The sequence below is a fragment of the Myxococcus sp. AM010 genome (assembly GCF_013372585.1).
In the GTDB taxonomy this organism is placed as follows: domain Bacteria; phylum Myxococcota; class Myxococcia; order Myxococcales; family Myxococcaceae; genus Myxococcus; species Myxococcus vastator.
On sequence record NZ_JABXEO010000002.1, the window covers coordinates 145,830 to 166,950 of the forward strand.

The window sequence follows — 21,121 nt, forward strand, 5'->3', positions numbered from 1 at the left end:
TTCCCACCCGCGCGGTGTTAAGTCTCGCGGTTATGTCGGACTTCCAGCTCGTCAGCGAACACAAGCCCGAAGGCGACCAGCCGAGGGCCATTGGCGAACTCACGCAGGGCCTCCTGCGGGGTGACCGCTACCAGACCCTGCTGGGCGTCACCGGGTCGGGCAAGACGTTCACGATGGCGAACATCATCGCCAACGTGCAGCGGCCCACGCTGGTGATGGCCCACAACAAGACGCTGGCCGCGCAGCTCTACGGCGAGTTCAAGTCGCTCTTCCCGAACAACGCCGTCGAGTACTTCGTCTCGTACTACGACTATTACCAGCCCGAGGCCTACGTTCCGTCGACGGACACCTTCATCGAGAAGGACTCGTCCATCAACGACAACATCGAACGGATGCGCCACTCGGCCACCCATTCGCTGCGCACGCGGGACGACGTCATCATCGTCGCCAGCGTGTCCTGCATCTACGGCCTGGGCGCGGCCCGCAGCTACGTGGACCTGGCGGTGCGCGCGGCGGTGGGCGAGGAGATGGGCCGCGACACCTTCATGCGCAAGCTGGTGGAGGCCCAGTACAAGCGCAACGACTTGGACTTCCACCGCGGCACCTTCCGCGCGCGCGGCGACACCGTCGAGGTGTTCCCCGCCTACGAGGAGGAGCGGGCCGTGCGCATCAGCTTCTTCGGCGACGAGGTGGAGCGCGTCACCGAGTTCGATCCGCTGCGCGGCGTGACGCTGGGCGCGCTGGAGAAGATCGTCATCTTCCCCGCCAGCCACTACGTGGCCGAGGAGGACGTGCGCCGGCGCGCGATCCAGACCATCCGCGACGAGCTGTCCGAGCAACTGCAGGCGTTCAAGCGCGAGGGCAAGCTGCTGGAGGCGCAGCGGCTGGAGCAGCGCGCCATGTTCGACCTGGAGATGATTGAGCAGGTCGGCTACTGCAGCGGCATCGAGAACTACTCCCGGCACTTCTCCGGCCGCGCGGCGGGAGAGCCGCCGCCGTGCCTCATCGACTACTTCCCTCGCAACTTGCTGGTGATGCTCGACGAGAGCCACCAGACGGTGCCGCAGATTGGCGCCATGTACCGTGGCGACCGGGCGCGGAAGGAGACGCTGGTGGGCTTCGGCTTCCGCCTGCCCAGCGCGCTGGACAACCGCCCGCTCAAGTTCGGTGAGTTCGAGGAGCTGGTGCCCCAGGCCATCTTCGTCTCCGCGACGCCCGCCGAGTACGAACTGCAGAAGTCGCAGGGCGTGGTGGTGGAGCAGATCATCCGCCCCACCGGCCTGACGGACCCGGAGGTGGAGATTCGCCCCGTGGGCAACCAGGTGGACGACCTGCTGGAGGAGGTGCGTCTGCGCGTATCCCGCGGCGAGCGCGTCCTGGTGACGACGCTCACCAAGCGCATGGCGGAAGACCTCACGGAGTACTTCGCCGACGTGGGCGTGCGCGTGCGCTACCTGCACTCGGACATCGACGCGATTGAGCGAATGGCCATCATCCGTGACTTGCGCAAGGGCGAGTTCGACGTCCTGGTGGGCATCAACCTGCTGCGCGAGGGCCTGGACATCCCAGAGGTGTCCCTGGTGGCCATCCTGGACGCGGACAAGGAAGGCTTCCTGCGCAGCCACGTCTCCCTCATCCAGACGATTGGCCGCGCGGCCCGCAACGTGAATGGCCGCGTCATCATGTACGCGGACAACGTCACCGACTCCATGAAGAAGGCCCTGGAGGAGACGACGCGCCGACGCGACATCCAGCGCGCGCACAACCAGGCGCACGGCATCACCCCGCGTTCGGTGAAGAGCAACATCACCGACCTGTCCGAGCACGCGGCCTACGAGGCGGGGGATGCGGGCGCCCTGCCGATGGCGGCCGAAGGCGAGGACGACGTCCTCCAGCCGAAGGAGCTCAAGCGGCTCATCGAGGAGTTCACCAAGGAGATGCTCGCCGCCGCGGATGAGATGCAGTTCGAGAAGGCGGCCGAGTACCGCGACCGCGTGCAGCTCTTGAAGGACATGGACCTGGGGCTCAAGCCGGCGTCGCGCTCGCTGCTGCGGGCCCCGGCGAAGGGCGCGGAAGCGGAAGCCCCGAAGAAGGGCCGGGGGCGCGGGGGCGGAGGACGCTCCTCGCGGGCCAGGAGCCGCAAGTAGGCGGGGGTCGTCATGGACGCGAAGCTCCTGGAGAAGCTGGACGCGCTGCCCACCGGGCCCGGCGTGTACCTGATGAAGGACCGCCGCGGCCAGGTCATCTACGTCGGCAAGGCCATCAACCTGCGCAGCCGGGTGCGCTCGTACTTCAACCGCACCGGCGACACGCGCGTCTTCGTGTCCTTGTTGGACCAACTGCTGGGTGACCTGGAGACGGTGCTCGTCAGCAACGAGAAGGAGGCGCTGCTCCTCGAAAACGAGCTCATCAAGAAGCACCGGCCGCGCTTCAACGTCCTGCTCAAGGACGACAAGCAGTTCATCTCGCTTCGCCTGGATCGCACCCAGGCCTATCCGCGCCTGGAGGTGGTGCGCAAGTACGAGCGCGACGGCGCGCGCTACTTCGGGCCGTACTCCAGCGCGGGCGCCATTCGCGAGACGCTGCGGGTGGTCAACCGCTTCTTCCGCCTGCGCACGTGCACCGACCACGTGCTGGCCAACCGAAAGCGGCCCTGCCTGTTGCACCAGATTGGCCGTTGCCCCGCCCCCTGCGTGTACCCGGTGCCCCAGGAGGACTACCACCACAGCGTGGACGAGGTGGTGATGTTCCTGGAGGGCAAGGCGGGGGAGCTGGTGGAGGGCCTGCGCCTGCGCATGAAGCGCGCCGCGCAGGAGCTGAAGTTCGAGGAGGCCGCGCGGATTCGCGACCAGCTCAGCGCCATCGAGCGGAGCCTGGAGCGCCAGAAGGTCGCCACCACCGACTTCAAGGACCAGGACGTCTTCGCCTTCCACCGGGAGGGGGACCGCATCCTGTTCTACGTCCTGTGGGTGCGGCAGGGCCGGCTCAACGGCGGGCAGGCCTTCCCCTTCGGCAGCCAGGAGTTCCCCGATGAGGAGCTGATCGCCTCATTCGTCAACCTCTACTACGACCAGGGCAGCTTCGTGCCGGAGGAGGTGCTGCTGCCGCTGGAGCTGGAGGACGGCACCGGGGGCCTGGAGGCGCTCCTCACGGAGCGCAAGGGCGAGCGCGTGCGGGTCCTGGTGCCCAAGCGCGGGGAGAAGCTGGACCTGGTGAAGATGGCGGCGAAGAACGCCGAGCAGGCCTTCGTGGAGCGCCGCCGCACGAAGGACGAGACGGACACCGTGCTGTCCCGGCTCCAGCAGCGGCTGGGCCTGCGCAACTTCCCGCGCCGCATGGAGTGCTTCGACATCTCGCACTTCCAGGGTTCGGCCATCGTCGCGTCGCAGGTGGCGGTGACGGACGGGGACGCGGACAAGTCGCGCTACCGGAAGTACAAAATCAAGACGCTGGAGAAGCAGGACGACTTCGCCAGCATGTACGAGGTCATCTCCCGCCGGCTGAAGCGGGGCCTGGAGGAGCAGGACTTGCCGGACCTGCTCGTCATCGACGGTGGCAAGGGGCAGCTGGCCAGCGCGCACGCGGCGATGAAGGACGTGGGCGTGGAGTCGGTGGACGTGGTGGGTCTGGCCAAGAGCCGCGACCTGGAGGTGTTCGACCGCGACGCGGAGAGCGCCCGGAGCCCCGAGCGCGTCTTCGTGGTGGGGCGCAAGGACCCCATCGTCCTGTCCCAGAACTCGGCGGAGCTGTTCATGCTCACGCGGATGCGGGACGAGGCCCACCGCTTCGCCATCACCTACCAGAAGCAGGTGCTGCGCAAGAGCCGGGTTCGTTCGGCGCTGGAGGACATCCCTGGCGTGGGGGAGACGCGGCGCAAGCAGCTGCTGCGGCACTTCGGCTCGCTCAAGCGGGTGGGGGACGCCTCCATCGAGGCGCTCGCGGAGGTCGTCGGGCCGGCCATGGCCGAACGCGTCCATGCGGGCCTCCACGGGCATCCAGAAGAGGATGCGGAAGATCCCGTACGGGAGGCTTCCCTTGACGACGCGCACGAACCCGTCGACGAAAAAACGCAGGGAGGGTCGCCACCCGGGGCGGCGTGATTAATTTCCGCTGCAGACCTGATGGGAAGTGCGCTGGAAGCGCGACGTTCCTGGGGTTTTTCATTGCGACTGGGCTCGGCGCTGAACTATAGCGGTTGACGATTCCGAGCACGTTTCACAGAGGGCGAGGGACCGACATGAGGCTGTATCCGAAGGTGATCCCGATCATCTCGCGCGAGGCCATTCAGCAGCTCATGCAGGACGGGGACATCGAGGTGGAGCCGATGCGCGTGGCCGACGCCGAGATGGACCTGTCAGCCATCATGCGTGAGTACCTTGCGAACGAGGAGCGTGTGAACCAGGCGACGCGTGAAGCGCTGGAGCGTCGCGGCTACGACTATTCCAAGTTCAACCAGGTGAAGCGCGAGATGGCGGACGTCCGCGGCTTCAAGATGGGCGACGAGGGCATCGAGTACGTCATCAACCAGATGATTGAGTTCCTGCTCATCAGCCGGAACGTCGAAGAGGTGTACTCGGCGGATAACGGGCTGCGTCAGAAGATCTTCGCCGTCATGAAGCGTCACCTCGACGTGGACGACGAAATCGACAAGGAAGCCCGCTCCCGCCTGAAGCACCTGCAGGAGGGCACCAGCGCCTTCGACATCGAGTACAACAAGACGGTCGAGCAGATCCGCAGGGCGCGCGGCCTCATCTAGTTCGCAGGGGTGGGGCATGCCGTTCCCCGCTCCGCTGCCTACCTTGTAAACCAAGGAGGCAGCGTCGATGGCGGGACCCTTCACCACGTTCGTTCTGTCCGGTTTACTGGCGGCGGCGCCAGGCGGGTTCACGTTCGAGGGCCGCGAGGCCAGCGCGAGGACCGAACAGCCAGACGGCTTCTTCATCCAAGGCTCACTTCCCTTCACGGACCTCGCCGAGCGCGGCACGGGGAGCGCGTCGCTGACGGTGGAGGACCGCGTGTCCCCTCCGGGCGCCACCTATGGCGACAAGGGGACGCTGGAGGCGTCCTTCCGGCTGGGGGCCACGGAGTTCCGGGTGGAGCTGACGCGGCCTGGTTTCCCTCCGGAGCAGGGGCAGGGGGGCTCGGGCCCGCTTCCTCGCCCGCCTCAACATGCCATTGGCGGCGGCGTGCTGCTGGACGTCCCCCTCTATGGCGACAGTGGCCTGGGCTGGACGGCGATGACGCGCACCCACGCCGCGGTGGCGGTGTGGGGCGTGGGCAGTGTCTGGCGCAACGGGCAGCTGCTGACGGACACGGCCTTCGTGCACGCGGCGGCGCTGGCCGCTGGCGCGTACGCGGATGACGACACCCACCGGCTCCTGCGGCAGGCGCGCTACGACGACACGGAGCTCGTGGTGCTGGTGTGGAACCTCCCGCCGCGGGTCGAGCCGCGTGGCTTCATCCAGTTCGTGTTCGAGGACGTGGCCATTGACGTGGGCGGCGCCGCGGTGAGCTCGCGGCCCTTCGTGGAGAACACGGGCAATCCGCCGCTGAGCTGGCGCTCGCTGACGCCGGTACCGCCCTCCGCCACGGTGGGGGCGCCCGTCACCGCTTCGCCTCCACCCGCGCCGTCGGCCAGCGGAGGCAGCGGGACGGCGGGGTTGGACGGAGCGGCGAGGACAGGGGCCGTCACGCGGGTGCCGGTGCCGGCGACGGCTCCAGGAGGCCTGGCGACCACGCCCGTGCCGACCCCGGCGGTGCCAGGAGCGCCGGTGACGCCCGAGGTCATCAGTGGGGAGCTGCCGGTGCCGGCGGTGACGAACACGCCCGCGACATACTCGGGACAGCTCCCGGTGGCGCCGTTGGATGGGACCACCGTGGTGGTGGGGGCGCCCGGGAGTGGCACGGCGACGGGGGCGTTTGCGACGCCGCCCACGTCCACCTTCGGTTCATTCACCGTGCAGCCGCTGGCGCCGGGCTCGTTCGATGCGTTCGTCGGCACGGGGCAGTCCAGCGCGGGAATCATCGCCACCGAGCCGCCACTCAACTCGAATCCGGCCGTGCCGCTGCCGGGGCTGCTGACCACGCCCGCGCCGCTGAATGCCGGACCTCCGGCGCCGTTGCTGGGGACGCCCGCGCCGCTCAACGCCGCGCCTGCGCTCCCGCTGCCGGCGACGCCTTCTCCCGTGTCGGGGCCCGCGACGGCCGGGGCTCCAGCCGCTCCCGCGACGACTGGTGCTCCCGCCGCGCCCGCGCCCGCGCCCGCCGCGCCTGGGCCTTGAGCGCGGGTGGGCGGAGCGACAAGGCTTCGCCCTTCAGGTTGGCGCGGCCACGCGCTGGCGGGGGGGCACCATGAGGCAGTGGACAGGCGTTCGCGGCGGGGAGGGGACCGCCGAACCGACGCGGCTGTCAGCGGCCGCGGACCACCGGCGCCTGTGCGAGCCGGCTCATGCCCGCGGCCTGGGACAGGCGCTTGCGCAGCCGCACGACGGCGTCATGGAGTGAATCCAGCTGCTGAAGGACGCGCAGGTCATCACCCGAGTCCACCAGCGCGGCCGGTGTCAGCGCTTCCGTGCGAAGCGTGTCGAGCAGGTCCGTGAAGTGGGCTTCCACCTCGCCGAGCGCGTCCAGACCCTCGCGGAGGTCATCCTCCAGCAGGTCCACGAGCACCGCCGCGTCAGTGCGCGCGGGCAGTGAGCGGGCGAGCTGCTCCACCGCCACCCGGACCGGGTCTGCACGGCGCGACGGCGTAGGGGCGACGAGGGTCAGGGCCGGAGGGGGCATGGCCTCGACGCTACAGGCAGGTAGCACTCCGTCAATTTTCCAGTCAGGCCCGAAGCCAGGCGCACCGGCACCTGCGCAGGCCCGCGGCACCTGGCCACGGGCCTTGGGTGTTGCGACAGGGTGAGGCGTCCGCCGCGCTCACCACTTCATCGTTTCCTGACCTTCACTCTTCTGGGGTTTCTCACCCGGGCGCGATACGGAGGTGAGGGTGGCGCGCACGGCGCCCAGGTCGATGGTGCCCACGGCGGCCAGCGGCAGGCGGCGCGCGTCGTCTGAAATCCAGACGTGGACTTCACGCTTCTGCTTGGGTCGGTCCAGGCGCACGGCGGTGCCCGTCATGTGCCAGGCCTTGAACTGGCCCAGCGGCGTCGTCACCTGTTCGCGCTTCACCACCGTGCCCTGCATGCGCCACATGCGACGCACGCCGTAGACATCGAAGCAGACCTGGAGGTTGTCCTTGAGCGGCAGTTGGCGCAGCAGGTAGATGGCCCCGGCCACGTCCAGGCCGTCCTTGTCGAAGGTGTAGTTGAACTGCCCCTTGGGGCGCTGGCCGTACTGGTAGTCCACCTTGACGGTGCGCTCCTTCTGGCCGAACGCGACGTCCACCTTGCGGCGCTGTTCGTTCTCCAGGGTGTCTTCCACGTAGCGCTTGGGGCGCAGCGTGCGAGGGTGGAGGTACGCGGTGGCGCTGCCGCGCACGCGCCGCACCTTGGAGAAGAAGGTGTTGGTCTGCGCCTCCACCTGGATGGGCAGGTGCCCATCCTTCTGCTTGTGGACGCGCATCGTCATGGTGCCCGCTTGCGCGCCCATGGCGTCGAGGTCGAACTCGAGCACCTCACCCGGCATGAACGCCATGGGCGTGCGCAGCGCCGGCAGCGCGGCGTTGCACGGCGCCACGGTGAGGGGCGCCGTGGGTTCCTCGGCCTTGGCGCTTTCGGCCTCCGGCGCGTCCGTCTCCGCGTCTGGCAGCTGGGCCCAGGCGCTTGCGCTGGACAGTGACAACAGGGCCGCGAAGAGGGTGCGCAGGGGGCTCATCCTTTTCCTTCCAGGGACTACGGGGTGCTCTGCGGCGTCTGACGGTCCGGGCGCTTCGCATATTCCGATTCCGCCCACCGCTTCCGGAGCCGGGCGGTGACGTCCTCGCGGACCGCCTCCCATTCTCCCGCATCCGCGTTGATGTCCCAACCGGTGCGCGCCAGCTTGCGCGCGGCCGTCCGGGCGAAGGCGGCGTCACCCAGCTCGGCGAGCAGCCGGAGGTACTCGTAGTCCTCCAACCCGTCCCGGATGTGCTTCAGCCTCAGCGTGAGGATGGGCTGGTGGCCAGAAGGACCCACCCTGGCGGGTGTCCCCGGATAGAAGAGGGTGCCGTCGCCGTTGCCGCCGAACTCGAAGACGTCCTTCCAGGGGTCCTTCTTCGTGTTGTAGGCGAAGACGGTGTCGAAATAGAGCTCGCCGTCCACGCCAGAGGAGAAGGCGAGCGCGCCCATGGCCCGGTTGAGCGGGGCGGGGTGGTCCACCATGTACGAGGCCCAGCCGCTGTAGGCCCTGTCCACCGCCTTGTCCGCCGGGGGGCCGCCGTTGCAGCCGTGCGAATTGCAGCTCTGGTACCACCACACCCGGGTGTCACCTGCCAGCCGTTTGCGCAGCGCGCTCGCCTCCACCACGCTGCGGCACGTCTGCGGCCCGGGCCGTGGATAGAAGCAGTTGAGCGTGGGCGTGAGGATGTCCGCCGAGCCGTTCAGCGCGTCATCCAGCGGGCTGGTGACGAGCACGGGAATCGCGCCCGCCGCGCGCACCCGCGTGGACTGGGCCTTCACCAGCGGCACGTCCTCGGGCTTGGGTTCGTCCTTGGCGTAGAAGAAGAGCTGCGCGGGCCAGCCCTTCTCGCGGAAGTGTTCGGCGAAGGCGCGGTAGTACGCCGTCTTCTGCGCGTCCGTCTTCGCGTGCTTGCTGTCGCGCACGTCGGTGCTGGTGAAGCGCGCGCCGGAGGGCAGCAGGCTGCCGTCCAGGAAGGGCGCCAGCTCCGCGTCGTACTCGCGCCAGTCCAGCACCGCGCGGCCCTTCTCGAAGCGCACCGGGGGCGGCGTCATGCTCATGCCGTGGGCGCTCACCCGGTGCTCCAGGAGCGCGCGTCCATAGTCCCGCAGCAGCTTGCGCGCCTCCGCCGACTCCGGCTTCACGCCGTGGCCCCGGGCGATGCTGTACAGCGACACCCCAAAGCTGTTGGGCAGCGAGGACGTGGCGGGCAGGGCGAAGGGCTGCACCTCGGCGGTGAACGGCACCGGCCGGACCTTCGCGCCACCCACCTTCACGAGCAGCTGTCCCCGGTACGTCCCCGGCTCCTGCTTCTCCGGGGCGCACACCTCCACGTAGAAGACGGTGGGCAGCTTCGGGTCATGTCCCGGCGCGTCCACCGGAACCAGCGCGTCCGGCCACGGGCCCGTGCGGCCCTGGCCGTTGGACGGCGTCTTCACGTCGATGAATGCCTCGCGCCAGACGCTGGTTTTCAGCGCCGCGCCCGGCCCCTTCAGCGTCAGCTTCTCCACGGCGGGGCGCTCCACCCGGCCGGGAAGCGCCACCTGCACGGCCTCGCACTCACCGCGCGCGAGGCTGAGGCGCGCCTCCTTGCGTCCCTTCACTGCTTCGCCCGGCCGGACCTTGACCAGGGGCGACACCACCTGAGGCTCCTGCGTGGCGGACATCGCCGCCGCCACCACCGCCCACGCCCATCCCGCTCCCATCCGCCCCCTTCACTCTCCGGCGGGTGCTACCCGCCATTCTCGGCGCGGGCCACCGCCATGCTCCGGCCCGGCTTGTAGTCGGTTATCTCCGCGACGATGGTGCCCAGCGCGAACTCCGCCTCCACCCGCACCGGCACGTGGCTGGGGTCCGTGGTGAAGTAGACGAACATGTCCCGCTTCGAGGCGAGGTTGCCGCCGAACTCCGTCTTCACGCTGAGCTTGAAGACCTCTTTGTCGCCCAGCGCCGTGTCCAGGAGTTCACGCCCCTCCACCTTCGCGCGGAGGGTGAACTGCTTGCTGCCGGTGAAGACGGGATAGGCATACTCCTGCCCCACGGCCAGCTCCCGGTTGCGCAACGCGAACGTCGCGCCCGTCACATCCAGCGTGCCCTCCGTCACCTCGCGGGTGGACTCGTACGGGGACTCGCCTTCCTTCTGCTTCACCACGAAGGCCGTCTTGCCATCCGGCTCCATCTTGATGCGCTGCCGGCGGCGTGAGCCGTTCTCATCCGCGTGCAAGTCACTGCCCACCACGTGCTGGCGCTCCGGCTGCCAGTAGGACACGAACTTGTCCTTGATGGGCCACACGCCCAGCATGTCGTTGGAGCGTGCCACCGCGACGATGGGCCACACGTCCTGGCCCCATTGCTTCATGTGGGCGCCCACCGTCACCTGCGCGGTGCCCGCAGTGATGCCCAGGTACCTGACGCGGTAAGAGCTCTGCTCCCCGGGGCCGAACGCCGGGTTCACGGATTCCTGGGCCATGGCCGTCGCCGACCAGACCAGACCCGCGAACGCCGCCGCGAACCCCCACTTGGACTGCGTTTGCATCGGGTGAGCTCCCTCGCTTGGAAGTTAGGTAGCCTGGCCGCACCGCGCCAGACCCGGCTTGGAACCATTCCCGCCACCGCCCATTTCCACGGACGCGGTGGTGGGCCCGCCATTCAAATGAGGGCCGCTCACTGGACGGGGAGGGACACCTTCCCACGTCACACTCCCACGCGCCTCTTCCCGGCCAGGGCCTGTTCGCCCGGCGGGCGGGAGTGCCGCGCAGCGGCGTGTCCACTCGACGACACCGCTGGTAGCCTTCGCGCGGGGCAGCCCGCGGTGTCGGGCGCCATCCCGCAGGAGGGGCACATGTCTGGTGGTGGCGGTTCTTTCGACTTCGACGATGACGAGAAGGAGTCCGCGAGCGGAGGTGGCAGGGCGCACAAGGACTTCGACTGTCCTTCGTGCAACGCCAACAACCCCGTGGATGAACCGCTCGCCCATGGGGACGAGGTGCGCTGCCACTACTGCGGCTCCGAGTTCAAGGTCAGCGTGAACTCGGAGGGGCGGGTGAAGCTCAAGGAGATTTGAGCGCGCGCTCGCCGAAGATGGCGGTGCCCACGCGGACGACGGTGGCCCCTTCTTCAATGGCCCACTCGAAGTCATGCGTGGTGCCCATGGACAGGCCCGGCAGCCCGTGGCCACGGGCCAGCTCGCGCAGGGACTGGAAGTCCGCGCGGGCCCGGGCCTCGTCCTCCGTGGGGGGCGGCAGCGCCATCAGCCCCACCGCCTGGAGGCCGGGCAGGGCGCGGACTCCGTCCAGGAAGGCGCCGAGCGCGCCGGGTGCCAGGCCGCTCTTGGTGGCCTCGCCGCCCACGTTGACCTCGACGTAGACGGGCAGGGGCGGGGCCTCTTCGCGGCGCTTCGACAGCTCGCGGGCGACCTCCAGCCGGTCCAGGGCGTGGAAGGCTCCGGCCGCCCGCGCCACGTACTTCACCTTGTTCGTCTGGAGCGCGCCAATGGCATGCCAGCGCAGGCCGTCCAGGTCCGCCAGCTCAGCGGCCTTGTCCCGCAGCTCCTGGGCGTAGTTCTCCCCGAAGTCGCGCTGGCCGGCGGCGTAGGCCTCGCGGATGAGGTCCGCGGGCTTCAGCTTGGACACCGCCACCAATGTCACCGACTCCACGGGCCGCCCCGCGCGGGCACAGGCCGCCGCCACTCGCTCCCGCACCGACGCCAGCCGCTCCGCCACGCTCCCGTTCATGAGGCCCTCCAGGGCAGGGGCACGCCGGCCCGCTCCAGCAGGGCCACCGTCTCGCCCAGCGGCAGGCCCACGACGTTGGAGGTGCTGCCCTCCACGCTGGCCACCAGGAAGCCGCCCCGGCCCTGGATGGCGTAGGCGCCCGCCTTGTCCAGGGGCTCGCCGCTGTGCGCGTACCAGGACAGCTCCCCGGCGCTGAGTGCGCGGAAGGTGACGCGGGTGCGGACCACCAGCGTCTCCTCATGCCGGCCGGCCAGGGCCACGCCCGTGTAGACGTCATGCGTCCGCCCGGACAGGCGCGTGAGCATCGCCTGGGCTTCCTCGGCGTCCCGGGGCTTGCCCAGCAGCTCGGCGCCCAGGGCGACGGTGGTGTCGGCGGCCAGCACCCAGGCGCCCGGGTGGCGGGAAGCCACCACGCGGGCCTTCTCCCGGGCGAGCCGCCCGACGTAGGCCTCCGCCGCCTCGCCGGCACGGGGCGTTTCGTCGATGTCCGCCGCCAAGACGGTGAAACGGAGGTCCAGCTGTGACAGAAGTTCCCTGCGTCGCGGCGACGCCGAGGCCAGGACGAGCAACGTTTGATCTGCGTTCATGTGCATGTTACGGCTCGGCCCGGCCTTACCAGACTTGTGCCCCGGAGTGGACTCTACGGATGAATCCCGCGGACCTCCTGTCGGCCATGAAGCGGACAGTGGAGCAGTTGGCCGCCTTCAACGAGATGGCCAAGGCCCTGACGTCCACGCTCGAGCTCCGCGAGGTGCTGGCGCTGGTGATGCAGAAGGTCAGCAGCCTGCTGCTGCCTCGCAACTGGTCGCTCATCCTCCAGGACGAGCGCACCGGAAAGCTCTACTTCGAAATCGCGGTGGGTGACGGCGCGGACGTGCTCAAGGGCCTCCAGCTCAACCCGGGCGAGGGCATCGCCGGCGCCGTCTTCACGTCCGGCGCGGCGCGGCTCGTCCATGACGTGGGCGGGGACCCCAGCTTCTCGCCCCGCTTCGATGAAGCCTCCGCCTTCCACACCCGCTCCATCCTCGCGGTGCCGCTGCTGGCCCGGGGCCGGGTGCTGGGCATCATCGAACTGGTGAACGGGCCCATGGACCCGCCCTTCACCAACGAGGACCTCACCATCCTCACCGCCATCGCGGACTACGCGGCCATCGCCATTGAGAACGCGCGCAACTTCCGGCGGGTGCAGGAGCTGACGATTACGGACGAGCACACCGGCTGCTACAACGCCCGGCACCTGCGCGCCCTGCTGGACCAGGAGGTGAAGCGCTCGGAGCGCTTCAGCCACTCGCTGTCGCTCGTCTTCCTGGACCTGGACCACTTCAAGAGCGTCAACGACACCCACGGGCACCTGGTGGGCAGCGCCACCTTGAAGGAGGTGGGGGACCTGTTGATGACGTTGGGCCGGCAGAACCTGGACGCCGTCTTCCGCTATGGCGGCGACGAGTTCGCCATGCTGCTGGTGGAGACGGACCCGGAGGGCGCGGCCATCATCGGCCAGCGCGTCTGCGAGGCCTTCCGGGGGCAGGGCTTCCTCCACGAGCAGGGCCTGGACGTGCGCCTCACCGCCAGCGTGGGCGTGGCCACCTACCCGGACCATGCCTCGTCCGCGTTGGACCTCATCCGCGCGGCGGACTTCGCCATGTACGCGGCCAAGGGCCGCGGCCGGGACGCGCTCTGCGTCGCCGAGCCCATGGCGCCCAGCGGCGGCACGGGCTCCCACGAGTTCCCGGAGCGGTAGCCGGTGCCCCGGCCCGTGTGGCCGCCGAGCCCGCAATGAGCGAGGGCCGGGGAGGGGAGTCCCCTCGGCCCGGCCCTCGGGGGGCGTCACGGTTGGACGCCGGGGCTCACCCGGTGCCCACCACGGAGTCGATGGCGGCGGTGTTCGTGTTCACCGTGCCCTGCTCACGCAGCGCCTTGAGGAACGACTCCGTCAGCTCAATCTGCTTGGCCTGACGGGCCTGGGTGCGCAACTCCTCCTTGCGCTTCTCGAAGCCCTCGGTGTCCGGCTTCTGGCGCTCCACCACCTGCGCCACCACGAAGCCCTCGCCCATGGGGAACACGCTGTCGAGCGCCTGCGGGGCGCCGACGGCGAAGGCCGCCTTCACCAGCTCCGGCGCGGGGCCCAGGTGCGGCACCGCCTCACCCTCGGCGGTGAAGCTGTCCGTCTCCACGGCCTCCGGGCGCGTCTCCGTCTCGAAGCGCAGCAGCGCGGGCTGCTCCTTCTCCGGCGGGAAGAGCGTCTTCAGGGCCTGCCCCGACTTGACGGAGGCCAGCGCCTTCTCCGCCTCGGCGCGGGCCTGCTGCTTGGCGCGGTCCTGCTTGTAGAGCGTGGTGGCAATCTCGTCCTGGACGTCCTCGAGCTTCTTGTCCTGGGCGGCCTGCTTCTCATCCACCTTCACCAGGTGCACGCCGAACTTCGTCTCCACCGGCTGCGTCACCTCGCCCTGCTTCAGCGCGAAGGCGGCGTCCGCCAGCGCCGGCTCCCAGCTGCCGCGCTCCACCCAGCCCAGGTCGCCACCGCGCGCCTTGCTGCCCGGGTCCTCGCTGCTGTCACGCGCCACCTGGGCGAAGTCCTTGCCGCCCTCGATCTCCTTGCGCAGCGCCTGCGCCTTCTCCAGGGCCGCCTTCTTCTGGTCGGCGGTGGCCTCCGGGGACAGCTTCACCAGGACCTGCCGCGCACGGATGCGCTCCGGCTGCTGGTACACGAAGCGGTTGGCCTCGAAGTACTCCTTGATCTCCTTCTCGTGCGCCTTCTTCCACTCCGTCAGCTGCGCCGCGGTGGGGGCGGGGACGGTGTCGGCGTACATGGCCGGCAGGAAGCGCGCGAAGACGACCTTCGCCTGGTTGCCTTCCTTCTCGAAGCGGGCGCGGACCTCGTCGTCCGAGACCACCGCGTTGGCGCGCACCACGCCCATCATCTTCTGGGCCGCCAGCTGGCGGCGCAGCTCCACCTCGAAGTCCTGCGGCGTCTTCCGGTAGAAGTCGCGCAGCACCTGCTGGTAGCGCTCGAAGTCGAACTGGCCCTCCTTCTGGAAGTCCGCGTTCTGGTGGATGAGCTTGCGCAGCTCTTCGTCGGACGGGGTGATGCCGTGGCGCTCGGCCGCCTGGGCCAGCAGCTCCGTGTTCACCAGGCGGTCGAGCACCTGGTTGTGCATGCCGAACTGGCGGGCGAGCGACTCGGGGACCGGGCTGCCCTGCGAGCGCAGGAAGCTCATCTGCTGGGCCCAGGCCGCCGCGAAGTCACGCAGCGGGATTTCCTTGCCGTTCACCGAGGCCACCGAACCAGGCGCCGTCGTCCCACCCGTGGCGCTGAAGCCGGTACTGCCCGGGCCGAAACTGAGCGTGAACACCACCGCGATGCCGATGATGAACAGGAGCGAGGCAACCTTCCGGGGATTCAGACCGTCCATTGTCGTCACTTCTGGGGCAAACGCGCCGAGAAAAGCCGTGTGGAAGGACTCGCGACGCGGTGTTGTTGGTAGCCCGGCCGGTGGGTGGTGGACCAGGAACCGCCCCCCATGCAGGCCTTGACTGCCTAGGATAACGCACCGGAAAATGCAAGCGATTTAGAGCCCTTAGCCAGCCCCTGCTCCCCCGTCACACCCCCGGAAACTCCTGCCTGTGTGGTCGCTCCTGAAGCGGTACTACCGCCCCCTCATCGTGGGCTTCCTGCTCCTTTCGCCGCTGGTGGCCTTCCTGCTCGGTGGCCGCAAGGCCAGGGAACCCAACTTCGTCGACCGGGCGGTCATCGCCGTGGCGTCCCCCGTGCAACAGGGGCTGACGGCCCTCATCGAAGGCGGAGGCGCCGGGGTCCAGAACTACCTGGACCTCCGGGGCGTGCGGCAGGAGAATGACGCGTTGCGACTGGAGAACCTCCAGCTGCGCGCGGCGGTGCAGGCCCTGGGGGAGTCGCGGATGGAGAACGAGCGGCTGCGCAAGCTGCTCAACTACGCGGAGGCGGAGGCCGGGCCGGAGATCCCCGCGCGGGTGGTGGGCGTCAATCCGGTGGCGAAGCTGCTGTCGGTCCGCATCAGCAGCGGGGAGCAGCAGGGTGTCTTCCGCGGCATGTCCGTGGTGACGCCGGACGGAATCGTGGGACAGGTCATCCGGGCGACGGGCGGGTATGCGGATGTGGCGCTGGTGACGGACCCTCAGAGCCGGGTGGCGGTGCGGGTGCAGCGCTCGCGGGCCCGGGGCACGGCGGCGGGAACCGGAGGCGGGCCCCTGAAGTTGGAGAACATGCTGCGCACCGAGGATGTGGAGGACGGTGACCTCATCATCACCGCGGGCACGGACGGCATCTACCCGCCCGGCGTGGTGGTGGGACGCGTGACGAACCTGGAGAAGAAGGAGCACGGCATGTTCCAGGGCGCAGACATCGTTCCGGCGGTGGATACGAGCAAGCTGGAAGAGGTGTTGGTGGTGGGCAGCCCCTACAGCGCCATGGCGCCAGGCAGCACCGCGGAGGGCGCGTCGAAATGAAGTTCCTGGTGTCTGTCGCACTGGCGCTGGCGTTGCTCACGCTGGAATCGGTCCTGGTGAAGCAGGCCGGCCTGGAGCTCGGCCGGATTGACGTCACCGTGGTGCTGGTGGCGTTCCTGGCCCTGCGGGCCTCGCTGTTGGAAGGGGCCTTCTCCGCCTTCTCGGTGGGGTACCTGCTGGACCTGATGAGCGGGCAGCCCACCTGGCTCTACACCTTCCTGGCCGTGTTCATCTTCCTGGTGGGCCGGCTGGTGCCGACCTTCGTGGAGGTCCGGGGCCCGCTGGCCTTCGCCTTGTTCGCCATGGGCGCGGACGTGGGCCATTCGCTGCTGGCCACCTTCTTCACCTGGCTGACGGTGAAGGAGGACGGTCCGGGCGCGCTGCTGGCGGAGCTGCCGCTGCAGGTGGCGCTCACGGGCATCGCGGCGCTGGCGCTCTATCCGTTGCTGCGGCGCTTCGAGGCGTCTCAGGAGCGGCCCGCGGGGTTGCTGCGGTGACGCCGCCCACCTTGGGCAACACGACGCCGGGGCGCGAGCTCAAGCGGCGCTTCCTGTGGCTGGGCCTGGCCATGGTGCTGGGCCTGGGGCTGCTTTCCATCCAGCTCTACCGGCTGCAAATCACCCGGGGCGAGGAGTACGCCGCCAAGAGCGTGGCCAACTTCGTCAAGGAGGTGCGGCTGCGCGCCGACCGCGGCGTCATCAAGGACGCGCGTGGCACCATCCTGGTGGACAGCCGTCCGTCCTTCGACGCCTTCATCACCCCGGCCTTCTGCACCGACTGCTACGAGCAGGTCATCCCTCGCCTGGCGGAGCTGCTCCAGTGGGACCCGGACCAGCGCAAGAAGGTGGAGGACCTGGTGCGCATGGGGCGGCGCAATGCCCCCTTCCAGCCGGTGCCGGTGCGCGTGGACCTGTCGCGCGACGAGTACGACAGGCTGGCCGCGCGCCGGGACATCCTGGACGGCGTGGAGGTGGCGCCCGTGCCGCACCGGCACTACCGCACCAACTCCGTGCTGTCGCACGTGCTGGGCTACATGAATGAAATCACCCAGGAGGAGCTGGAGCGCCTCAACGGCGACGGCGCCCGCTACGCCCTGGGGGACTACATTGGCCGGCGCGGGCTGGAGCGCTACTTCGAGCAGCGGCTGCGCGGCACCGACGGCGTGCGCAAGGAAGTGGTGAACGCGCGCGGACAGACCATTGAGGAGCTGAACGACAAGCTGGGGGACAACGCCGTGGTGGCGCCGCGTCCGGGCAACAACCTGGTGCTGTCCATCGACATGCGGCTGCAGGAGGAGGCGGAGCGGGCCTTCCCCGGTGTGACGGGCGCGGTGGTCGCCATCGACGTCAACACGGGCTTCATCCGCGCGCTGGTGTCGCGCCCGGGCTTCGACCCCAACCTGCTCACCGGTCGCGTGACGCCCGCGCAGATGGCGCTGCTGTCGCGAGATCCGCTGGACCCGATGATCAACCGCGTGGCCGCCGAACACTACAGCCCGGGCTCCACCTTCAAGGTCATCACCGCCCTGGCCGCGTTCAAGTCGGGCGCCTTCCGTCCGGAGACGGTGGTGAACTGCCCGGGGGGCTACCGCCTGGGCGCGCGCACCTGGCGTTGCCACAAGGACGCCGGGCACGGGCACATGGATGGGCTCGCCGCCATGAAGACGTCGTGCGACACCTGGTTCTACAAGGTGGCGGACACCATTGGCCTGGACCCCATTGGAGAGATGGGCAAGGCCCTGGGCTTGGGCAGCCCCACGGGCGTCAACGTGGTGGCCGAGGTCCCCGGCATCATGCCGACCAGCGCCTACCACGACAAGGCGTCGCCCGGCGGCTACACCAAGGGCATGGCGCTCAACAGCTCCATTGGCCAGGGCGACAACAACGTCACCCCGCTCCAGTTGGCGCTGGTGTACGCGGCCATCGCGAACGGCGGCACGCTCTACAAGCCGCAGATGGTGAACCGCCTGGAGAACCTGGACGGGCAGACCATTGAATCGTTCCAGCGGGAGGTGGTGCGCAAGGTGGACCTTTCGCCCGCGCACCTCAAGGCGGTGGTGGAGGGACTGGTGAAGGTGGCGCACGAGCCGGGCGGCACCGCCTACCGCGCGCGGATGAATCACATGCGGGACAAGGACATCCTGGTGGCGTCCAAGACGGGCACCGCGCAGGTGGCCCGCCTGGGCGCGATTCGCCTGAAGACGCACCAGATGAGCTTCTTCGAGCGCGACCACGCCTGGTTCGCGGGCTTCGCGCCAGCGGACAAGCCGGAGATTGCCATCGTCGTGCTCAACGAGCACGGCGGCCACGGCGGTTCGGACGCGGCGCCCACCGCGATGGCGGTGTTCCAGAAGTACTTCGACTTGAAGAAGCTGGACGCCACGGCGCCGCCGCCGCGTCCCAACCAGCCCTACACGCCGTCCTCCGTGACGCGCGCGCCCGGTCCTGACGAGGCGGCGCTGACGCGGGGGGTACGGCCACCGGCCCGGCTGCCGGGCGACGACGAGGAACGCACGCGTGCAACTGCGGATTGAGCGGCGGATGGTGCCCCACATCCCCTGGGGCCTCATCTTCTCCGTGCTGGCGGTGTGCGCGCTGGGCATCTGGAACCTGGCCTCGGCGTCGCGGCCCCCGCATTCGCCCGTGTGGGGTTCGCAGATGCTGTACCTGGGGGTGAGCATCACCGCCGTGCTGGTGGTGTGCCTGGTGGACTACCGGTGGATTCAGCGCATGGCGGCGCCCATCTACGTCACCAACATCCTCCTGCTCATCGCGTTGCGGTTCTTCGGGCACACGGCCAAGGGGGCAGAGAGCTGGTTCGCCATTGGCCCGTTCCGCATGCAGCCCGCGGAGTTCATGAAGATTGGCGTCGTGCTGATGCTGGCCAAGGTCTACCACGACGACTTCCAGCCCAATGAGCCCTCCTATGGCCTGACGCGGCTGTGGAAGCCGCTGCTCGTCGTCTTCGTCCCCTTCGCGCTGGTGCTGGTGCAGCCGGACCTGGGCACCGCGCTGATGATTGGCCTGTCGTCGCTCACCATCATCCTCTTCGGCAAGGTGCGCTGGTACCTGGTGGCCACGCTGGTGACGGCCGTGCTGGCCGCGGGCATCGTCATCTGGAACGACTACATCCGCGACGTGCCGGAGCCTCGGCCCACCATCGTCCGGCACCACCTGAAGAAGCACCAGAGCCAGCGCATCTCCGGCTGGCTGGACCCCGAGGCGGACCTGCGCGGCAGCGGCTATCACGCGGCGCAGTCGAAAATCGCGGTGGGCAGCGGCGGCGTGTCCGGCAAGGGCTGGCGCGAGGGCACCCAGACGGGCCTGCGCTTCCTGCCCGAGCAGCACACCGACTTCATCTTCTCCGTGTGGGCGGAGGAGCATGGCTTCGTCATGTGCCTCGTCCTGCTGGTGCTCTACGGCGCCATCTTCATCTTCGGCCTGGGCGTGGGTTTCAACGCGCGTGACAGGTTCGGCGCCTTCGTCGCCGTGGGCGTCGTGGCGATGCTCTTCTGGCAGGTGTTCGAGAACATCGGCATGGTGATTGGCCTGCTGCCGGTGACGGGAATCACCCTGCCGTTGATGAGTTATGGCGGCTCATCCCTGCTTTCCGTGATGCTCAGCATCGGCTTGTTGGTGAACATCAGCATGCGCCGTCACATGTTCTGAGAATTTCCGGATTTATCCTCGCGGGCCGGGCGCAAGCGTTTCTCGGCGCGCGGCATGGGGTGGTGTATGAATCACCCCACCAACACACGTGGAGGGCGAGTCCTCCCGGGCAGATGAGGACGCGTCATGCAGAGGAAGGGTGGCCAGAAGGCAGTCGGGAGCACGCGGGTGGAGGCGCCGGTGCGCGCGCCCGCGCGAGCGTCAGCGCCGGCCGCGGCGCCGGCGAAGGAGGTCCGCCCCGCGGTGGTTCCGGCGCGTCCTGGTGGCAACGTGGCGGCGGTGAGCCCCGAGCCGAGGCCGGCCTTCGCGCCGTTGATTGAGATGAATCAGGGCGAGGCCGAGCACCGCCACTTTCCCCGCGCCCAGCTCGCCACGCGCTTCGAGGTCTGGGTGGATGACGAGGCGGGCGAGCGCCGCTTCGAGGCGAGCCTCGTGTCCGTCAACGTCAGCGTCAGCGGCGCGTTCCTGGAGAGCACCTTCTACCTGCCGCTGGGCACCGTGCTCGGCGTGCGCTTCGCGCTGGAGCCGGGCGCCGCGCCCGTGCAGGCGCGCGCGGAAATCGTGCGGGAGGAGCGGGAGAACGGGCCGGAGGGCCGCAGCGGCTTTGGCGTGCGCTTCCTCGATTTCAGCGGTCAGACGGAGGTGGCGCTGGCGCGGCTCTTCGTGGGGATGCGGCTGAGGGCCTTCGCGGAGGACTATCTCAAGTCCCAGCGGGCTCGCTCCCTGCCCAATGAAGTGGAACGCGTGGTGGACGTGCTGGCGGCCTGGGAGCTGCTCAAGGCGACGTCGTCCGTTTCGGACCCCTGGCAGGGCTGAGGCATTGGACCGGTCATCGCCCAGGGCCGTGGGCGGGTGTCCGGTGGGCAGGCACTCAGGCCGACTTGCCGCCCGAAATCTGGCGGCGGCGTTCGGCCTGATAATGCGCGGAGCACAGCCCCTTCGAGCGCTGCTCGCGAGTACAGCCCTCCATCGTGCAACGGCGATCCATTGAAACCAGGCTGGCGCCCGCCATCACCTTCGGCGGCCGGCCGCGGCGCCGGCCCGCGGTGAGCGCGGTGGAGCTGGGCGAGGCGCTGCCCAGCCTGGGCATCCCGTCGTTGAGCGCGCGCAGCATGCCGCGTCCAATGGCGTCTCCCAAGGCTTCGGCCCAGTTCACCATGGCCGGCGTCAGCGGGACGGTGGACAATTCTTTTCGTGGTCGTGCCATGAATACTCCAAGTGAAAACAGTCAGCCAACACAGACACTGCTATGTGCCTATTTGGCGGTTGAAGTCATCGCTGTCAATACAACCTTGGAGGGTCTGTCTTGACTCGTAAACGATCTCAGAAAATTGATGACAAGACTGCAAATGGATACGTATTTCCCGTATGTCCTCACGGCACTGTGACACTCGCAGCGGTCGACCCGTCTGTCTC

Annotated in this window: 19 protein-coding genes; 11 read left to right on the top strand and 8 right to left on the bottom strand. The window is 69.0% G+C overall.

Annotated elements, in window-relative coordinates:
- Positions 1-32 precede the first annotated feature (32 nt).
- The 4 genes from uvrB to HV826_RS02195 all read left to right on the top strand — a co-directional run bounded on the left by uvrB (position 33) and on the right by HV826_RS02195 (position 6,281).
- Complete coding sequence (gene uvrB / locus HV826_RS02180) at positions 33-2,147, top strand: excinuclease ABC subunit UvrB (protein WP_176415350.1); 2,115 nt, start codon at positions 33-35, stop codon at positions 2,145-2,147.
- Between the two features lie 12 nt (positions 2,148-2,159).
- Entirely contained in the window at positions 2,160-4,100 is a 1,941-nt protein-coding gene (uvrC, locus tag HV826_RS02185; protein ID WP_176415351.1) for an excinuclease ABC subunit UvrC, read from the top strand.
- 137 nt (positions 4,101-4,237) lie between these two features.
- A complete protein-coding gene (locus HV826_RS02190; protein ID WP_013939209.1) occupies positions 4,238-4,756 on the top strand; it encodes a DUF507 family protein in 519 nt (172 codons plus the stop codon).
- 67 nt (positions 4,757-4,823) lie between these two features.
- Positions 4,824-6,281: a hypothetical protein gene (locus HV826_RS02195; protein ID WP_176415352.1), complete on the top strand. Its 1,458-nt coding sequence runs from the start codon at positions 4,824-4,826 to the stop codon at positions 6,279-6,281.
- 127 nt (positions 6,282-6,408) lie between these two features.
- Here the strand turns inward: HV826_RS02195 and HV826_RS02200 are convergent, their stop codons facing one another.
- The 4 genes from HV826_RS02200 to HV826_RS02215 form a co-directional block, all read right to left on the bottom strand.
- Positions 6,409-6,783: a hypothetical protein gene (locus HV826_RS02200; RefSeq protein WP_176410758.1), complete on the bottom strand. Its 375-nt coding sequence runs from the start codon at positions 6,781-6,783 to the stop codon at positions 6,409-6,411.
- Between the two features lie 138 nt (positions 6,784-6,921).
- Entirely contained in the window at positions 6,922-7,818 is an 897-nt protein-coding gene (locus tag HV826_RS02205; protein ID WP_176415353.1) for a DUF3108 domain-containing protein, read from the bottom strand.
- 17 nt (positions 7,819-7,835) lie between these two features.
- Positions 7,836-9,524, bottom strand: a complete 1,689-nt coding sequence (locus tag HV826_RS02210) for a DUF4091 domain-containing protein (protein WP_176415354.1) — start codon at positions 9,522-9,524, stop codon at positions 7,836-7,838.
- 26 nt (positions 9,525-9,550) lie between these two features.
- Positions 9,551-10,354 carry a DUF3108 domain-containing protein gene (locus HV826_RS02215; RefSeq protein WP_176415355.1) on the bottom strand — a complete coding sequence of 268 codons (804 nt, stop codon included), beginning with the start codon at positions 10,352-10,354 and terminating at the stop codon, positions 9,551-9,553.
- Positions 10,355-10,660: 306 nt separating this feature from the next.
- Here HV826_RS02215 and HV826_RS02220 point away from each other — a divergent pair, with 306 nt between their 5' ends.
- Positions 10,661-10,882, top strand: a complete 222-nt coding sequence (locus HV826_RS02220) for a hypothetical protein (protein WP_176415356.1) — start codon at positions 10,661-10,663, stop codon at positions 10,880-10,882.
- On the opposite strand, the gene HV826_RS02225 is transcribed toward HV826_RS02220, so the two are convergent.
- Positions 10,869-11,552 carry a YggS family pyridoxal phosphate-dependent enzyme gene (locus tag HV826_RS02225; protein WP_176415357.1) on the bottom strand — a complete coding sequence of 228 codons (684 nt, stop codon included), beginning with the start codon at positions 11,550-11,552 and terminating at the stop codon, positions 10,869-10,871. The genes HV826_RS02220 and HV826_RS02225 overlap by 14 nt on opposite strands.
- The gene (locus HV826_RS02230) at positions 11,549-12,145 is read right to left on the bottom strand and encodes a nucleoside triphosphate pyrophosphatase (protein WP_176415358.1); all 597 of its coding nucleotides are present in this window, start codon (positions 12,143-12,145) and stop codon (positions 11,549-11,551) included. Before HV826_RS02230 ends, HV826_RS02225 begins: the two co-directional genes overlap by 4 nt.
- 53 nt (positions 12,146-12,198) lie before the next feature.
- On the opposite strand from HV826_RS02230, the gene HV826_RS02235 reads away from it, so the two are divergent.
- Entirely contained in the window at positions 12,199-13,293 is a 1,095-nt protein-coding gene (locus tag HV826_RS02235; RefSeq protein ID WP_176415359.1) for a diguanylate cyclase, read from the top strand.
- 106 nt (positions 13,294-13,399) lie between these two features.
- Here HV826_RS02235 and HV826_RS02240 read toward each other — a convergent pair whose 3' ends face one another.
- Positions 13,400-14,965, bottom strand: coding sequence for a SurA N-terminal domain-containing protein (locus HV826_RS02240; RefSeq protein WP_176415360.1), 1,566 nt, complete (start codon positions 14,963-14,965; stop codon positions 13,400-13,402).
- Positions 14,966-15,176: 211 nt separating this feature from the next.
- Between HV826_RS02240 and mreC the strand changes: the two genes are divergently transcribed.
- From mreC to HV826_RS02265, 5 genes are all read left to right on the top strand, one after another.
- Complete coding sequence (gene mreC, locus HV826_RS02245) at positions 15,177-16,037, top strand: rod shape-determining protein MreC (protein WP_163780063.1); 861 nt, start codon at positions 15,177-15,179, stop codon at positions 16,035-16,037.
- A complete protein-coding gene (locus HV826_RS02250) occupies positions 16,034-16,534 on the top strand; it encodes a hypothetical protein (protein WP_163780062.1) in 501 nt (166 codons plus the stop codon). The genes mreC and HV826_RS02250 overlap by 4 nt, the downstream gene beginning before the upstream one ends.
- Positions 16,531-18,570: a penicillin-binding protein 2 gene (mrdA, locus tag HV826_RS02255; RefSeq protein ID WP_163780060.1), complete on the top strand. Its 2,040-nt coding sequence runs from the start codon at positions 16,531-16,533 to the stop codon at positions 18,568-18,570. The genes HV826_RS02250 and mrdA overlap by 4 nt, the downstream gene beginning before the upstream one ends.
- Before the next feature lie 7 nt (positions 18,571-18,577).
- Positions 18,578-19,705: a rod shape-determining protein RodA gene (gene rodA / locus HV826_RS02260; protein ID WP_176415402.1), complete on the top strand. Its 1,128-nt coding sequence runs from the start codon at positions 18,578-18,580 to the stop codon at positions 19,703-19,705.
- A 126-nt stretch (positions 19,706-19,831) separates the two neighbouring features.
- Positions 19,832-20,521 (top strand): PilZ domain-containing protein, encoded by a 690-nt coding sequence (locus HV826_RS02265; RefSeq protein WP_176415361.1) that lies wholly within the window; start codon positions 19,832-19,834, stop codon positions 20,519-20,521.
- 55 nt (positions 20,522-20,576) lie between these two features.
- Here HV826_RS02265 and HV826_RS02270 read toward each other — a convergent pair whose 3' ends face one another.
- On the bottom strand, positions 20,577-20,912 hold the full coding sequence (locus HV826_RS02270) for a hypothetical protein (RefSeq protein WP_176415362.1): 336 nt from the start codon (positions 20,910-20,912) through the stop codon (positions 20,577-20,579).
- Positions 20,913-21,121 lie beyond the last annotated feature (209 nt).

Coding starts and splice junctions, on each gene's coding strand:
- uvrB (WP_176415350.1), top strand. CDS start 33: ATGTCGGACTTCCAGCTCGTCAGCGAACACAAGCCCGAAGGCGACCAG.
- uvrC (WP_176415351.1), top strand. CDS start 2,160: ATGGACGCGAAGCTCCTGGAGAAGCTGGACGCGCTGCCCACCGGGCCC.
- HV826_RS02190 (WP_013939209.1), top strand. CDS start 4,238: ATGAGGCTGTATCCGAAGGTGATCCCGATCATCTCGCGCGAGGCCATT.
- HV826_RS02195 (WP_176415352.1), top strand. CDS start 4,824: ATGGCGGGACCCTTCACCACGTTCGTTCTGTCCGGTTTACTGGCGGCG.
- HV826_RS02200 (WP_176410758.1), bottom strand. CDS start 6,783: ATGCCCCCTCCGGCCCTGACCCTCGTCGCCCCTACGCCGTCGCGCCGT.
- HV826_RS02205 (WP_176415353.1), bottom strand. CDS start 7,818: ATGAGCCCCCTGCGCACCCTCTTCGCGGCCCTGTTGTCACTGTCCAGC.
- HV826_RS02210 (WP_176415354.1), bottom strand. CDS start 9,524: ATGGGAGCGGGATGGGCGTGGGCGGTGGTGGCGGCGGCGATGTCCGCC.
- HV826_RS02215 (WP_176415355.1), bottom strand. CDS start 10,354: ATGCAAACGCAGTCCAAGTGGGGGTTCGCGGCGGCGTTCGCGGGTCTG.
- HV826_RS02220 (WP_176415356.1), top strand. CDS start 10,661: ATGTCTGGTGGTGGCGGTTCTTTCGACTTCGACGATGACGAGAAGGAG.
- HV826_RS02225 (WP_176415357.1), bottom strand. CDS start 11,552: ATGAACGGGAGCGTGGCGGAGCGGCTGGCGTCGGTGCGGGAGCGAGTG.
- HV826_RS02230 (WP_176415358.1), bottom strand. CDS start 12,145: ATGCACATGAACGCAGATCAAACGTTGCTCGTCCTGGCCTCGGCGTCG.
- HV826_RS02235 (WP_176415359.1), top strand. CDS start 12,199: ATGAATCCCGCGGACCTCCTGTCGGCCATGAAGCGGACAGTGGAGCAG.
- HV826_RS02240 (WP_176415360.1), bottom strand. CDS start 14,965: ATGGACGGTCTGAATCCCCGGAAGGTTGCCTCGCTCCTGTTCATCATC.
- HV826_RS02250 (WP_163780062.1), top strand. CDS start 16,034: ATGAAGTTCCTGGTGTCTGTCGCACTGGCGCTGGCGTTGCTCACGCTG.
- rodA (WP_176415402.1), top strand. CDS start 18,578: ATGGTGCCCCACATCCCCTGGGGCCTCATCTTCTCCGTGCTGGCGGTG.
- HV826_RS02265 (WP_176415361.1), top strand. CDS start 19,832: ATGCAGAGGAAGGGTGGCCAGAAGGCAGTCGGGAGCACGCGGGTGGAG.
- HV826_RS02270 (WP_176415362.1), bottom strand. CDS start 20,912: ATGGCACGACCACGAAAAGAATTGTCCACCGTCCCGCTGACGCCGGCC.